Annotated in this window: 16 protein-coding genes; 14 read left to right on the top strand and 2 right to left on the bottom strand. The window is 39.4% G+C overall.

All coding sequences use genetic code 11. From position 1 onward, the window contains the following. Positions 1 to 172: 172 nt before the first annotated feature. The 8 genes from H9626_RS09190 to H9626_RS09155 all read left to right on the top strand — a co-directional run bounded on the left by H9626_RS09190 (position 173) and on the right by H9626_RS09155 (position 5,525). Positions 173 to 739 (top strand): phosphoribosyltransferase, encoded by a 567-nt coding sequence (locus tag H9626_RS09190; protein WP_191710310.1) that lies wholly within the window; start codon positions 173 to 175, stop codon positions 737 to 739. A 28-nt stretch (positions 740 to 767) separates the two neighbouring features. After that, positions 768 to 1,379: a JAB domain-containing protein gene (locus H9626_RS09185; protein WP_191710309.1), complete on the top strand. Its 612-nt coding sequence runs from the start codon at positions 768 to 770 to the stop codon at positions 1,377 to 1,379. Further along, a complete protein-coding gene (locus H9626_RS09180; protein WP_191710308.1) occupies positions 1,360 to 1,998 on the top strand; it encodes an SLOG family protein in 639 nt (212 codons plus the stop codon). The genes H9626_RS09185 and H9626_RS09180 overlap by 20 nt, the downstream gene beginning before the upstream one ends. A gap of 846 nt (positions 1,999 to 2,844) precedes the next feature. Further along, entirely contained in the window at positions 2,845 to 3,222 is a 378-nt protein-coding gene (locus H9626_RS09175; protein WP_191710307.1) for a single-stranded DNA-binding protein, read from the top strand. 768 nt (positions 3,223 to 3,990) lie between these two features. After that, the gene (locus H9626_RS09170; protein ID WP_191710306.1) at positions 3,991 to 4,347 is read left to right on the top strand and encodes a DUF2958 domain-containing protein; all 357 of its coding nucleotides are present in this window, start codon (positions 3,991 to 3,993) and stop codon (positions 4,345 to 4,347) included. A gap of 4 nt (positions 4,348 to 4,351) precedes the next feature. Continuing rightward, positions 4,352 to 4,903, top strand: a complete 552-nt coding sequence (locus H9626_RS09165; RefSeq protein WP_191710305.1) for a hypothetical protein — start codon at positions 4,352 to 4,354, stop codon at positions 4,901 to 4,903. 52 nt (positions 4,904 to 4,955) lie between these two features. After that, a complete protein-coding gene (locus tag H9626_RS09160) occupies positions 4,956 to 5,189 on the top strand; it encodes a hypothetical protein (protein ID WP_191710304.1) in 234 nt (77 codons plus the stop codon). Positions 5,190 to 5,216: 27 nt separating this feature from the next. Beyond that, complete coding sequence (locus H9626_RS09155) at positions 5,217 to 5,525, top strand: hypothetical protein (protein ID WP_191710303.1); 309 nt, start codon at positions 5,217 to 5,219, stop codon at positions 5,523 to 5,525. Between the two features lie 81 nt (positions 5,526 to 5,606). Here the strand turns inward: H9626_RS09155 and H9626_RS09150 are convergent, their stop codons facing one another. After that, the gene (locus H9626_RS09150) at positions 5,607 to 6,326 is read right to left on the bottom strand and encodes a TetR/AcrR family transcriptional regulator (protein ID WP_191710302.1); all 720 of its coding nucleotides are present in this window, start codon (positions 6,324 to 6,326) and stop codon (positions 5,607 to 5,609) included. Between the two features lie 812 nt (positions 6,327 to 7,138). On the opposite strand from H9626_RS09150, the gene H9626_RS09145 reads away from it, so the two are divergent. The 4 genes from H9626_RS09145 to H9626_RS09130 all read left to right on the top strand — a co-directional run bounded on the left by H9626_RS09145 (position 7,139) and on the right by H9626_RS09130 (position 11,166). Further along, entirely contained in the window at positions 7,139 to 7,927 is a 789-nt protein-coding gene (locus H9626_RS09145; RefSeq protein WP_191710301.1) for a hypothetical protein, read from the top strand. A gap of 316 nt (positions 7,928 to 8,243) precedes the next feature. Next, a complete protein-coding gene (locus H9626_RS09140; protein WP_191710300.1) occupies positions 8,244 to 9,680 on the top strand; it encodes a DUF3943 domain-containing protein in 1,437 nt (478 codons plus the stop codon). Positions 9,681 to 9,895: 215 nt separating this feature from the next. Further along, positions 9,896 to 10,645 carry a hypothetical protein gene (locus H9626_RS09135; protein WP_191710299.1) on the top strand — a complete coding sequence of 250 codons (750 nt, stop codon included), beginning with the start codon at positions 9,896 to 9,898 and terminating at the stop codon, positions 10,643 to 10,645. Positions 10,646 to 10,713: 68 nt separating this feature from the next. Then, positions 10,714 to 11,166, top strand: coding sequence for a 4-hydroxy-3-methylbut-2-enyl diphosphate reductase (locus H9626_RS09130; RefSeq protein ID WP_191710298.1), 453 nt, complete (start codon positions 10,714 to 10,716; stop codon positions 11,164 to 11,166). Between the two features lie 508 nt (positions 11,167 to 11,674). Here the strand turns inward: H9626_RS09130 and H9626_RS09125 are convergent. Beyond that, positions 11,675 to 12,916 (bottom strand): aminotransferase class I/II-fold pyridoxal phosphate-dependent enzyme, encoded by a 1,242-nt coding sequence (locus H9626_RS09125; protein ID WP_191710297.1) that lies wholly within the window; start codon positions 12,914 to 12,916, stop codon positions 11,675 to 11,677. 129 nt (positions 12,917 to 13,045) lie between these two features. Between H9626_RS09125 and H9626_RS09120 the strand changes: the two genes are divergently transcribed. After that, a complete protein-coding gene (locus H9626_RS09120; protein ID WP_191710296.1) occupies positions 13,046 to 13,411 on the top strand; it encodes a DUF4377 domain-containing protein in 366 nt (121 codons plus the stop codon). Positions 13,412 to 13,435: 24 nt separating this feature from the next. Then, a complete protein-coding gene (locus H9626_RS09115; protein ID WP_191710295.1) occupies positions 13,436 to 14,545 on the top strand; it encodes a M12 family metallopeptidase in 1,110 nt (369 codons plus the stop codon). Positions 14,546 to 14,564: the final 19 nt, after the last annotated feature.

Here is a 14,564-nt window from a genome sequence, read left to right as displayed (position 1 = left end):
TTTCATTAGTTCGTATTTGCCGTGAAAAAAGGCTCATGAACTCAGTCGGGGCAGAACCCGCTTTTAAAAAAAAGTCGGCAGAAGGAAAAGGACGGAAAGGGAAATCTGAAAAAAGGTCTTTGAATCTTGCCGAAGCATAAATCAGGAAGTTCAACCCTAAGAATCGCAGACTATGGCACAGAAAGGAAAATACCCAAGTTTGGAACGGCAATGGCGGAAGCTGATGTACGCTTTTTATGACTATTTGCCCATGCAGTATAAGAATGCAAGCGCACGGGATTGGCAGATAAGGCATCTCGTTTGGGACTTCAAAGACGGGAGAGCCTATGAAAGCGTGGCGGAAATCACGGCATCCGCACTGGTGAGGTTTTTCGGTAAGGAGACAAGGAATATCGTTTTTGCATGTGTACCCGCTTCTTCGGCAGCGAAGAACGAGAAAAGATATAGAAAATTCGCGGAAAAGGTGTGCGGTCTGTCAGGAGCCATCAACGCATACGACCATATCCGTATCGAGGGAAACCGCTTGGGGGTGCATGAGCGGTTTGACGAAAAAAACATACGGAATGTGCAGGTGGTTGACTTTGACAAGGAGTTTTTCAACGGGAAGAAAGTGCTGGTGTTTGACGACGTTTTGACTAAAGGGTTTTCGTATGCGAGGTTTGCGCTTCAACTGGAGAAATTCGGTGCTGAAATCTTGGGAGGTTTCTTCTTGGGTAAAACCATTTTTCATTGCAACTAACGGAATAGTAATCTTTAAATCGTAAATCATGAAAGGAAATTTTGAAATTAACGGTGAATATCGGGTTATGGAGAATACGGAACTTGTGTATATCCTGACCAATAGCGAGCGGATGGCAGGTAAGGTAAGGGAAAAGGAAATGCGGACTGACGAGAGGTTTGACCTCAATGCGGTGCTTGATTCCATGACCCCTGCACGCAGGCAGGTGGCAATGGCGGCAATCGAACTTTACAAGCGGTGTGCGCCGAAATCGCTCAACGGCTTTCAGATTCGATGCAGTAGGGATGCTTTTGAAATTATGCAGCCGATTGTCGGCGACATCGTGACGGAGGAATGTTGGGTGCTTCTTCTGAACCAGTCGGCAAAAGTGATAGGCAAGAAACGTATCTCTTGCGGTGGATATGCTTCTACGCAGGTGGATGTCCGCATCGTGCTGAGAGAAGCGTTGTTGGCTAAGGCTACGGCAATGGTGCTTTGCCATAACCACCCAAGCGGAAACAACAGACCGAGTGCGGAGGATGATAAACTGACCGAATGTATGCGCAAGGCAGGAGAAGCGTTGAACATCCGCTTGCTTGACCATATCATTGTGGCAAACGATACCTATTACAGTTATCAGGATGAGGGAAAACTTTTTTGAGAATATAGGAACAGAAACTGTCACCGAAATAAGTAACGGCTTGTTCGGTGACGTATCCGTATGCCGTTACAGGTTCATGGTGGGATGTATTGTCTATGAAACGGAGGCGGCTTCATTGGAAGAATGCCGGAAGCATTGCGCCGAATGGCTGAGAAAGCGTTCTGTGGCTTTCAGCGGTCATCGGAAGTTGCAGGGTAATCCCAATCGGGTATTGCCCTGCCTGTTGTCGGAAATCCGTGCGTGTTACGCTTCGGGCTACCGCTTGTTTTATACGGGTGGGGCAGTCGGATTCGATACGCTGGCAGCCGAAGCCGTATTGTCGGAAAAACGGAATTGCCCGGACATGGTGCTGGTGGTTGCCGTGCCGTTCAACGGGCAGGATGCACTTTTCAGCCAGTCAGCCAAGCTGCGGTACAAGTGGATTCTGGAGGAAGCGGATGCGGCAGTCATTCTTTCCGAAAGTTATAGCCCTGAATGCTATCTCAAACGCAATGATTTTATGCTGCTGCATTCAAGTGTCCTGATAGCCTATTGGGACGGCTTTTCCTGTGGAGGAACTGCATACACTGTCCGAAAGGCATTGAATGGCAAACGGGTGGTTGTCCGTAACCTGTTCTGATGTCCTGAAGGGTTGCGGGCGGTTGCTCTACTTTTTGGCAGTCACCCCAAAAAGTAGCAAAAAAGGCTTTCGGGAAGTATTTTTACTTAATCCAATAGTCCCCACCCACCCCATTATCGGTAGGGCTGCATACTGCCGGAGGATGACCCGTCAACCCCCTTACATGTAAGGGAGAGCGGTAGTGTCCGCCGTGCCTTTTGATTTCGGTAAGGCTTCGTAGGGCTGAAGGATTTCTTTAGCTGGGTAGGGGCGGCTCTTCCTCTTCTTTTTCGGTGTGCCTTATGGTAGGCACCTGCATTGTCCGGCAGTGCTTTCTTTTCGTTTCCAAACCGTTATGTGGCTTGTGTATCTCTACGGTAATCGGCGTGCCTTTCCTGACATGTTTCAGGTGGAACTTCATTGTTGCGCCAGACTTTTATGTGCTGTAATGGAATATTCCCCGTCCCTCTCCTTTTAATTAAGGATATGCAAAAGTGGAACTCCGCTTGCCTTGACTGCTGAATAGCATCCTTGCCGAACCTGATACTGGATTTTCCCCCTTTCCCTGTTATTTCTGGAAGTCAAATCATTTTTCCTTGTGCAAATTTCGTATGACGCTAACCCTTCAGGGGTTAGGGACGATTCGCAAATACCGTTCTTCTATTTGGCTGAAATCTTCCTTCCCTCTTAGGAAAGCGTATTTAAGCGCAAATTATTTGCTGCCATCTTAACCAATAATTCCATTCAAAATCTTCCTTTTTTAAGGATAAAAAAGCGTATTTCAAACGGGTTTCTTGGTGTACCCTAAAGCCGTCATCCGGTGTTTGCACTGTAAAAATGATTTATTAACTTTAAAAAATTACAGTTATGAAAAAGTTGGAAAATTCATTCGCAGTATCAGGTTTCATCGGTAAGGATGCAGAAATCATGAATTTTGAGAAGGCAAGCGTAGCCAGATTCGCTGTAGCTATCAGCAGACCGGAGAGAGACGGGAAATATGTTTCTTCATTCGTCAATGTGGAAGCCTGGCGTAATAATGAAGCCATCGATACCTTTGAGGTGTTGAAGAAGGGCACGCTGATTACTGTAGAGGGATTCTTCAAACCCGAAGAATGGTTTGATCAGGAAACGAAGAGAAAGCGGAACCGCATTGTTTTTGCAGGTGTCAAATTCTATCCTACTCCTGAAAAAGAGGAGGAAGAAGTACCCGCCCCCAAAAAACGGGCATCCAGAAGGAAGAAATGATCCTTCAGCCTTACGAAGCGGCTTCAAGCCGCTTTTCTTTTTGCACGGCGGACGGAAACTGTTTGCGTGTACGCATCGATGTCCCACCCACCCTGTAGCGGAATGGCTGTCCCGTGTGAATGACATGTACAGATCCGCTCACTGGCTCACGGAACTGTATATGCCATCCGGGAGGAACAGACGAAAGACGGTGTCCGGATGTTCCTCTTCAGAGCTAAGGCTATAGCCTTAACAACTTCTGATGCCCTTTCCGTACACGGCCATTCCTGATGTCTGTTCCGGCAGCCCGTTGTCTGACCCCTTGAAAGCTGTCTGTCAGCTTTCCATATAATTTAGTGTTTCATGGGTTTCTTTCCCAGCATCGGATTCCGTTTCAGTCATTTCTTTCCCCATTCCGTCCCGTCTTTTTCCTTGTCTCTCCTGCACTCCCGTTTTTTTGGCAGTCCACCCCATCCGTGAAAGCCTTTTCCCGTCGGCAAATTTCTGATGTGAGGGGAAAATGAAAAATTCCGTCAGAGCCTTTGCTTCAGGAAAAATAACGATGAAGTCCTCGCCTTTCCAACATTTTTCCCTCTCAAAATTTTTCGTATTTCCCCTTTTCCATCCGTTTGTTTTGCCGTAGGAAAAGGCTCATAAACTCGGATGGGGCATGAATCGCTTCAAAAAAAAGTCGGCTGAGAGGAAAAGGACGGGACGGAAGTTTTTCAGAAAAAGGTCTTTAAATCTGGCTGAAGCATAAATCAAGTTTAATTTTTTAATTCTTTGCGTATGATACAGATAACAGATTCGATGCTGGGTGCATTTGCTTCCGCTTCTTTGTATTCCAAAGAGGGAAAGGGGTTTGAGGCTACTGTAATTGCCAAGTTTTTCATGCCGTTCACTTCTGCCGTGTGGCTTGTTACCGAAGCAGAGAAACAAAAAGACGAGGATTGGATTTTCTTTGGGTATTGCCATATCCTTGAATGGGAATGGGGGTATTTTACCCTTTCGGAAATTGCGGAACTGGAATTTCACGGGATTACGGCTGAGGTGGATTGTGAATTGCCGGAGGGTCAGACTGTAGATGATTGCCTGAAATCCCTTTTTGTGAGAGATGAATCCATAGTTGTTAAATTTAAAATGTAATGTTATGCCAAATTGGTGTTCAACGGATTATTTGTTTGTGGGTGCAACAGAGAATGCACGCAGGTTATTGGTTGATTTGGAACAGGCTGTAAGCGTCGATTGTTGGCTGGTTTCTGTGAGGAAAGCCTTGTTGCCTGAATCATGCGATATGGATATTCCATGCAGAGGTGAGGTTTCTTATCTTGACGATGAACTTCATGAGGTCAGTAATGGGCTTGTGGGAGTCCGGCTCTCAACGGTAACCGCTTGGTGCGCTTGTGAGGAACTGATGCAAAGGATTGCCGACAAATACGGGTTGCATACGTATTATTATACGGAAGAACCGGGTATGGAAATCTTCCAAACGAATGATGCGGAAGGTCTATTCTTCTCTGCCAGATACATGATGTACAGCGAGGGCAGAGGGTGTGGGTACTTTGAAGATTTTGAAGAAGTAGCTTCTGTAATCAGGGAGATGACAGGTGTTGAGGTCAGGCAATTTGAAGATGTGGAACCGATGCTTGCCGAATGGAACACGCATTCGTTCTTGCAGGTGCATGAGATTGAGATTGTGTAACTGATAATTCATGGGTAGGGTTATTCCCTACCCTGCTAAAAACTGTTATCCTATGACTTACGAAACGAATTGTACGCTGCTGACCATGCAGGAATGGCTGTGCCTTATGCGCCGTTCAAGACGCTGCTCTTACAGGCTTCTTGTCAATCGCATCAAAAAGGAGCTTCCGCATGTCTATGATTCTTTGGCATTGCAGTTCCCCAATCCTTATGCCGACCGGTGCAGACAGACGGACACCCACTATATCTTGGTGCATTCGGCGATAGAGTATTTTTTCCGGAAGTGATGAATCATTAAAATAGAGTAATGGATTATGGAAGTTAGACTGAACAATATACCGAAGTTGGGTGAATATGTTATCCGCCTAGTGGTACTTAATGAAAGGATGCTGGGATATATCTACCCGGACAAGACATCTTTTGTGGTTGCATTGGCGGTTGAACCGGGGGATTGTGTTTCTTTGTTGGATGCTATCAATATGAGACGGTATGTCTCCTTTGACGATAAAGTTCGTTGGGCTACAGAGCGGGATTTTGATGATTTTAATGTGTGCTTTGAGGGATTCCGTAATGACCCGATGTATATGTACAATAAGGGCACTGAGCCTATTTATCTTCAGTAAATTTTATTGAATGAGCCATATTATTACTCAAAGATAGAGTATATATGGCTCTTAATAAGATAATATATTCAAGTAGATATTTTATAGGGAATTTATAAGTTCTTCCGACAAATTGGTATATTCCATAATCTTATCGGTTGAAATATTGTCTGCTTTCATTTTTTTTGCAATCTCAACAGTTTCCTTTGATGGATATATGGATGAGAAAAGAATTTCTGATAATTGATTGATGGCTTTATATAGTCTTTCTTTATCTCCTTTTTTATTCAGATCAATTCCACTAAAAGTGGATAAATCTTTGTGTAGTACAAGGTAATAAATGCCTCCTATCAAAAATGCAGAAATAGCCACTATATCAATGTCTGACTCCTCAAATATCTTAGAGTATTTTGAACATAAAGGAAGGGTATGCAACTCCCTTAATTGGGCTGTTCGTCTACTTGTTGGATTATGTTCAGTCAATTCCCATACAAGTAGTTGTTGCATGATTTTGTTGTCAAGCAATGAGTCAAGCAATCCACAGATGATTTTCTTGTATTGTTCTTTATCATCGTTTATGTTGCTGTATGATTTTGCAACATCGCTAAACCAATAATCGAATCTTTTTACATATTCATCAATGAATCCGTTCAGATCATTGTATCTCCGATAGAACTGTACGGGTTCTATCGAGGCTTTTTGCATGATGCCCGTAGCTGTAATTCCATTAAAGCCTTTCTCTATAATAGATTGGGTTGCTACTTCTATAATAGTGTCTTCAATTTCTTTATTACTTCTTCTTTTTCTTCTGATGTGTTCCATGTCACTTTTAAAATTGGTATTATTTGTTTGATTTTTCTTCAGCACATTGACCAAACGATCAAGACGTTTTTAAGGTGCAGATGTGTAATCTTGCTTTTTTGGTACGAGTTGCTGATTATACAATTTCGATTGTAAATATATGTTTTTTTCTGCAATTTCTTTGCGATTTAATTGACTTTTTATTATTTTCTGTCATGATTTATAAAATTGATAGGATGGGCTTGTCTATTAGACAACTTTTTCATGTGCTTAGTTCTTCAGGTAATCTACAATTCTTTTGTAATTTCTTACGTGTTTTACTTAGTTTAAAACTTAGCTAATTTCAAGATAGTTATAGGGTGATTTTGTAGAGTTGGACATTATGCTGCTTTTGACTATATTCTTGTGTTATCCTTTTGTTAAAGGAAAAATAGATGGTGCTTTTTACGACCAAAAAAGATTTTTCTCCCTCTAATTCTTGTTTTATCTAAGAGTTTATACAGAATGGGAATAGGACTTATGATTATCAGCACACTAAAACCTTATTCGATATAATGTCTACTATTTATCATTTTGTGATATACTCGATTTCTAGGCTGTATATAGTATGGATTTGTGTCATGATCTTTATGCTTTGTGTCGTGCATAGTCATTCACCATAAATTGGGTAATTGGGTGATTGACCTTCCAGTTTTTATACTGATTGTTATGTGGTTGCATAATTTAAAGTAATCAGTATAATTTAAAAATGTATAAATTCATTACAATATAAAATATATATTGCATATTTGTATCGCTTGATTCTATTGTTTAATCTATTAAATTTATTGTTTATGAAGAAGTTCATTTTTTTGTTTCAAAGTATTTTAGTGGTTACGCTATTGTGTTTTACTGCATGTAGCAATGAAGAAGTTGTTCCGCAGGAAGGGGAAGTAAAACCTGAACCGCAAGAATTTCTGAACATTACTTATAAAGGCAATGTTTTTCAGAATGTTCCTATTGCTTATGATGAAAATGGTGATTTCATATTCTTGGATGAAGAGTTCTCACAGATATACAGTCAGGAACTTAAAGATAATACTGAATTATCGATATTTGTAAAGGATTCAAGTAGTATTATACTCTATGAAAACTTACAAACAGCTTTCGATTCAGAAGGAATTACGCTTATTAAAGAGATTCCCACTACCAGAATAGAATCCAATGGGGATATGACGCGTGCAGGATATGATGATCTTGCAACTGTTGTATTATATGATGATCGTGATTTTAAAGATAGGAATCTGACATTTGCTTTAACTGAATCTGAAAAGTCAGTAGAAGTTACCAATTTAAAAGACGTAAATGGATTTAATGATAAATGTTCATCTCTTGTCTTGACAAATAATTTACCTAATGATCCTAATCAAACACTTAAGTTAGGCTCGTTTGAATATCCATGCACCAATATTGATGCTGTATTTATAGGATATGATGATCATGGTTTCTCTGATAGGACTATCACTTGTATTGCAGCAGCCGCTGAAGTGAAAAGGTATAGTAGCTTACCCGGATTTAATGACAAAATGAGTTCCTTTAAATTCTTTTTTGCGCAAAAAGGGCAATATCAACCTTCTTTTTGATATCTTGTAATTTCCCTGAATCTATTGCTTTGTTTATAAGAATATGCAATTGATTCAATTTACTCTCCCGGGTGTCATTATGAGAACTGAAAAGATCTCATAATGGCACTTTGGGAGTAATTGTATCATGAGGTTTTTAATAAGATGATTCATATTTATAGCGTCATGACGTAAATTTTATCGTGAAAAATACTGTAAATCCATCTAGGTTATGATTCGAATATTCTTGCTTTTAGCGGTATTAATTGGGGCTGTTTTTAATGTGCAATCCCAGTCTATTGACAGTTTGTTTCTATACAAAATAGGCAATGGAAAAATGTCTCATTTCTGTGATACTACTAATTGTAAGAAGAAGCATTTCTGGAGGGCGGTCGGTGAAACATTCGGGCTAAACGTAGGGCTTTGGGCATTCGACAGATACGTATTGAAGGGGCATTATTCGTATATTTCGCTGAAAACCATAAAGGCAAACTTCAAGCATGGGTTTGACTGGGACAACGACCATCTAAGTACAAACATGTTTGCCCATCCCTATCATGGCTCTTTGTATTTCAACGCTGGACGGGCAAATGGATTTAATTTTTGGCAATCGGAACTCTTTGCTTTAGGAGGAAGTGCCATGTGGGAGTTGTTTATGGAAAGTGAATACCCATCGAAGAACGATATTATAGCTACCCCTATAGGTGGTGCAGCCTTGGGAGAAGTGTTTTACCGCACTTCCGACCTTATGTTAGACAACCGTACTTCAGGAAGTGAACGCTTCGGGCGGGAAGCCTTGTCTTTCCTGCTTTCACCCATGAGAGGGCTGACCCGTATCCTTACTGGAGAGGCTTGGGAGAGGAAATCGATTGCCGGAAAAGAATTTGGAAATCCTCCTTACAAACTTGACGTTTCGCTGGGAACGCGCCTTTTGACATCCCATGACAACGACTGCCTTCTAAAAGCAGGGGCAAGCGCTCGCATTGATTTGGAGTATGGCGACCGTTATTCCTCCTCCAGAAAGCCATACGACTATTTTTCACTTTTGATGGAACTGAATGTAATGAAAACGCAACCCGTGTTCAGCCGGGTGGAAATCATAGGCAGCTTATTCACTAAAGAAGTTATCGACACTAAAAGATGCAACCTCACGCTGGGGCTGTACCAGCATTTCGATTTTTTCGACTCAGATACCATACGTACCGATTATACGCCGGGTGTCTTGGAGCCTTGTGTCGTCCCTTACAAGCTCGGCACTCCGGCATCGGCAGGCGGAGGCATTATGTTTGGTTATCAACTGCCTCGTTTTACGCTTCACGTGGCGGGGCATGTAAACGGCATTCTGCTGGGTGGCGTTCTCAGCGATTTTTATCGGTTTTACCATCGCAATTATAATTGGGGTTCGGGATTTTCGGCTAAATTGAAATTAAAAGGTTCTGTGTGTGACGATAAAATCTCATTTTCCCTGAACAATCAGTTCTACAGGCTGCATTCACGGAATGACTGGTATTCAGACAAGGGTTATTCTCCCAATCCGGCCGACCCTCCTGTTGATGTAGAGGGCGACAGTTCGCGAGGCACTTTCTATCACCTTGAGGGACAAATCGATTACAAGGTGTGGAACAATCTGTCTCTTACCGCCCGGTGTGACTGGTTCCGCAGAAGCACCCTTTATAACAGGAGCGTGGGAATATCCTCATCGCTCTCTGCTTACGGTTTCTTTATAGACAGCAAACAGCTCAGTTTTCAGTTGCTGCTGACATACAGTCTATAACGGGTACAGAAATCTTGTTTTTAATTCAAATCTTTTGGTTTAGATATTATTTGGTGTCGTTTTTGAAGGGTAGAAAAATGTTATTGTTATGTAATATTTAAGTAGTGATAAATTATATGAAATATAATATATTTTTTCAATAAAACAAATGTTTTCTCTTATTATATACAATATAAATTGTATATTTGTATTGCAAATTTAAAAATAGTTCTATTATGAGAAAAATGTTCTTTCCGTTTGCTTTACTGTTATTAAGCGGTATGGCTTTCACATCTTGTTCGCAAGATGAAGAAATCGTAGCAGAATCTCCTGTCATGAGGGATTATCAAACTGATGCTCAGATTCTTTCAAAGTTTGTAGACATTAATCGTTCTACTGATGAATATTACATTAATGAAAACAAACGAACGTCTGTTATGTCTTATTTGACTGATAATGATTGGTTGGAACTTAAAAAAGTAAGTCCTGCCAATTATCAGCGGTTTGAAAAGGGTTTGCAAGAGTTGAATGATCAACTTCAAGCTTATGCTAAGGATCCTGAGATAAGTAAGATTGTTTATTCTACTTATGGTGGAGAAACTTATGTTAAGGAATTGAATCATGATTGCCCTACTGAAATTGAAAAAGCCAAATATGACATGCCATTGTCTAGAGCTACTTATCAATCGATTTCTTTATCAAGTTTTGTAAAATCCGGTTTCGCTTCTTTCACGGCTGGGTCTACAATCCATACAAATATACAAATAATATCTTTTGGTTATTATTTGGTTGAGTTGAAATGTAATACTTCTGGCGCTGAGTGTACGAATAATCATTCGTCTGGATTAGTCTTATCAGGGACAAGCTCAACAGGGTATGTAGCTTATACGTGGACTAGTGGTTCTGCTTCTACTTTTTGGGATTTTACTGCGACTGGGAGGACTTTGAGCTCTGGTGCTTCAGTGCAGATTAATTTTACGGATTGACAGTGGTGGTTATAAATGAATAGGGGATGTGCTATATATGTCATCCTCTATTCGTTAATTTTGAGGATATGAAAAGGTCGATTAATATTGTTGTAGCAGTCTCTTTTTTTGTCATTTTTTTAGGCTGCATAGAGAAAAACGGATATTATGGCGAAAGTGGGAATGCTATAATAACTAACTTAACGGAAAAAGAATGGAATAGACAATATCACTCTGTACTTAGTGATGGAACAGAGATTGATATATATGCAAGTTATGTTTTTAAAAAGAATGGGCAGGGAATTTATAAGGAGAAAGCAATCTATGTTGATGGAAAACAGGAAGATCGAATCTCGTATTTTCATTGGACTTTCACAACTCCTAATTTTAAGTATATATATTTGGATTTAGACTGTTTTTGGGAGATAGTTGAGTTAACTTCTTCTCAGTTATGTATATATGAAACCTGGGACGATCCTTTGGAATATCCTAATCAACACTATAAAAATTATCAGGAATATACTTGCAATATGACAAATTAGTAGTATAAACATTGCAAAATGTGTTGGATTGATTATCAAGAGAAATATACGTTTGTCGTAATAATAACTTTCTATAATATGAATAAGGTTCTTTCTTTTTACATTAATTGTCATTGTTACTGAATATCTTATTATTGTTCATATAAACTCTGTTTTTATATTGTATTGCTCCAACATAAATATCCAATGTATTTTGATAAAGATATGTTTGTTATATCCTCTATGTATTGGGTAAAATATAGAACCGCAGGCGTGAATAGATATTGTCACTTGTGGCACAAATTTTAAAGGAGTTGTTTATTGTAAATATGACTCCCCTAAAATTTGTGTTTCAAGTGATTTCTTTGTAATAGGGATTATATTGAATATTGATAATTAATGACTTGTCATTATTCTGTATGTCTCTGACTTATAGTGCATGAGATATATTTATCAATAAAAATATTACCTTGTTTACAAGTTTAATTGCTTTTCTTAATGAATATAGACCATATAGTTGTCTGTTTCATTATTGTTTTTTTATTGGTATAGTTTGGTTGATTTCCTCCAGTGCACTGACCAAGCAATCAAGATGTTCTTTCTCGTGGGTAGACAGGATGCTGACGCGTAATCTTGCTTCCTTAGTCCGGACCGCCGGATATACAATAGCAATGGTAAAGATACCTCTTTCCTGCAACATTTTGGCTATCTGATAGACTTTTTTATTATCTCTTACCATAATAGGGAAGATGGGGGATACGGATTTTCCTATGTCGAATCCTCTTTCCATCAGTTCTTTCCGCAGGTAGTTGGTATTGTCCCATAGTTTTTGGCGAATTTCCGGTCGGGTTTTGATTAGTTCAAGTGCTTTTAATACGGATGCCGTAACTTGGGGTGTCGGCGCAGCCGAAAATACATTGCTGTCGGCATAGAAACGGAGGTATTGGATGAGTTTCTTTGAAGCCGCTGCAAAGCCTCCCACACAGCCGAACGATTTGCTGAATGTTCCTGTTATAATATCTATTTGCCCCAAACAGTCAAAATGTTCTGCGGTTCCCCTGCCGTTCGCGCCCATCACGCCGATGCCGTGCGCATCGTCCACCATCAACATCGCATCGTATTTCTTGCAAAGGGCGATAATTCCCGGGAGTGCGGACAGGTCGCCGTCTTGCGAATATACTCCATCGATAATGACAAGTTTTGTTTCGTATTGGTCTTTTACCTCCTTTAATACCATTTCCAGATACTCCAAATCATTATGCCCTATACGTTTTATGTTAGTTCCATGCAGTCCGGCTAACGTGCTGGTATGGATAAACGGGTCGGTAAGCGCAATGTCGTTTTTCCCTAATAACGCTCTGAGTATGCCGGCATTGGCTCCGAATCCGGAAGAAAACAAGATGGCATCTTCTTGTCCGACAAACGAAGCAATTTCTTCTTCCAGCTGTTTGTGTATGTCTAAATAGCCTCCTATTACTTGCGCTGCACATGCCCCTGTTCCGTATTTCTTTAAGGCTTCGATTCCGGCATAAATGGTTTCTTCCCTTTGCGACATGCCTAAATAGTCATTCGCTATAAAGCTGATAACAGGTTTATCATATCCTTCAATGTTCATGGTTGCCCCAATTCCTGTGTGTGAGGCAATCCAATAACTTTTACAACCAAAACCGTTTAGTTGATTGATATACTTTTGAAAGTCATTTGCCCTTTCAATGGCATTTTCTTTGAGTGACAACTCAAAATCTTTAAGTGAATAATAGTTCTTCTCCATTGTTATAAAGTTTATATTGTATTGCAAATATATAATATATATATTAAAAAACATATTTCTGGTAATAAAAATCAAAAATATTTGTTATATACAATGTATATAGTATATTTGCGAAAAAATAATATAATTATGGAGTCATTAAAAAGAACTATTGTTAATATTTTTATAGCATTGTGTATGCTGTTGTGTTTTGCCTGTGATGATAAAACAAATGAAGATTGGTCTGAGATTGTTACAATGTATGTAGCAAGTGAAGTTGGTGAATATGTGCCTTGGGGGGTATCTGAGGATGTTAAGCCAGTTAAAGGATTGAGAGTAAGGGAAGAAGGAGAGGATGTTTTTTATGTTATTGGTCCTTTATCTGTGATAGATGGATTTGTTTACGAAGAAGGTTTTGAATATTGTTTAAGAGTTGAGAAAATCCATTTATTTAATCCTCCGATGGATGTATCTAATATAAACTATAGATTAGTAGAGATTCTTTGGAAAAAATAATAGTAACCTCAAATTTATTTTGTTATGAGAAAGTTAAATTTTAAATTCGTCGCATTGATGTTCATTTCTCTATTTGTTTCATGTCAATCAGATGATTTAATTGAAACGGGAGGTGAATTAAGTCCAACTAGTGAAAGCTCTAAGCTGATCAAGTTAAACTCTGGTGCTACTGTTGAGTTGAAAAATGGAGAATACTTTTGGCAAGAGGATATAGTTTTGTCAAAAGCTCAATTAGAGTTGTTAGATAAGACAGGAAGTATTGTGGATGCTCCTGTAGAAATTGATTCGGCTAATTTAATACCAATAAGCCCTATGTCTGGGTATTCTTTTGTCCCTGAAAGTCTTACAAGGAATAATGGTATTTATCCTACTGCATATAATCTTTGGGCTATGGTCAGATTTGTATATGCTCCAAGTGGATATGGAATTGATAATCAGTTGGCTCCCGAAACAAAGTATATTATTCAACAGGCTTTGAGACATTGGGAAGAAAAAACAAATGTGCGTTTTTATAATGCTACAGGTCAGCCAACAACAGATCCGGTATATGGAATAGAATATCCTTATATTTATTTTTGCAATGGAGAAGGAAATTCTTCAAGTGTAGGACGTGTTGGAGGTATGCAACGAGTTCGTTTGGCATATCTTGGTTGTAATATGGGGATTGCCGCTCATGAAATTGGTCATGCGATAGGATTGAACCATGAACAATGTCGATATGATAGAGATAATTATATTAATATCAACTGGAATAATATACAAGCAGGAAAGGAACATAATTTCCAGATTAACAATCAAAATTATTATTGCATCGGAGGTTTTGATTTTGGTTCAATAATGCTTTATTCTTCAGACGATTTTGCAGAAGATCCTTCTATTCCTGTTATGACTAAAAAAGATGGTTCTACTTTTGAAGGACAAAGAAGTGGTTTGAGTGATTTGGATAGAAGATTTCCTAATACTTTTTATTTACCATATACGGCACGTTCCGATGTATATCGTGAGTTGGATGATGTTGTTTATGATCAATATAATAATAAATTAACAGAGCAGGAAAGATTGCAATTACAAGCTCAGTTAAATAATGGGAATCCTAATCCTCCTGCTGGGGGGCGTATTCCCAATGAATTTTGATAAAAGAAGTAATTTATAT

This window comes from Phocaeicola faecium (genome assembly GCF_014837055.1).
Taxonomy (GTDB): domain Bacteria; phylum Bacteroidota; class Bacteroidia; order Bacteroidales; family Bacteroidaceae; genus Phocaeicola; species Phocaeicola gallinarum.
This window is presented reverse-complemented; position numbering and strand designations above follow the sequence as displayed.